1 protein-coding gene is annotated in these 745 nt (G+C 45.8%); it reads right to left on the bottom strand.

What is annotated here, in order from left to right; translation table 11 throughout:
* Positions 1-745, bottom strand: a 745-nt coding sequence (locus A3738_RS03910) for a (2Fe-2S)-binding protein (protein WP_197473567.1), incomplete at both ends; no start/stop codon positions are given.

Below are 745 nucleotides of genomic sequence, written 5' to 3'. Positions count from 1 at the left end.
CGAGAATTGAACCGACCGCAGGCTTACAGATTTCACAACCGATACCGCGACCATGTTTTTCAAGCAGCGCGTCAAAACTTTTGATTTCTTCGACTTTAATAATGTGGAAGAGCTCTTGGCGAGAATAAGCAAAGTGTTCACAAATATCTTTATTGACCTCTACGCCGCGTTTTTCTAGTTCGCTATCAACGACGTTTTTCAATAAGGCCGCACAACCACCACAACCGGTGCTTGCTTTAGTACATGATTTCACCGAGCCAAGATCACAGTTGCCCGCATCCATTGCATCAACAATGTCGCCCTTAGAGACGTTGTGACAAGAACATACCGTCGCAGTCGCTGGTAAAGCATCAGCACCTAGCGCAGGCGCAGCATCGCTCGTAGAAGGAAGAATTAAACTTTCTGGTTTTTCAGGAAGGTCGATACCATTTAAAGCATACTGAAGAAGAGTATCGTAGTCTGAAGTGTCACCTATTAGCACCGCACCAATAAGTAGCTTTTTGTCTGCATCAACAACGATCTTCTTGTAAACACCTTCAGGTTGATTTTCATAGGTGTAACTCAAAGCACCTTCTGTGCGAGCATGAGCGTCACCAATAGAGCCTACGTCGACTCCCATCAACTTGAGTTTGGTGCTCATATCTGCACCCTCAAACTTCAAATCACCTTCTGCAAGATGGCTCGCCGCGACGCGCGCCATGGTATAGCCAGGGGCAACTAAACCAAAAATAAAGTTACTCCAAAG

Source organism: Oleiphilus sp. HI0066, from assembly GCF_001635725.1.
This window is presented reverse-complemented; position numbering and strand designations above follow the sequence as displayed.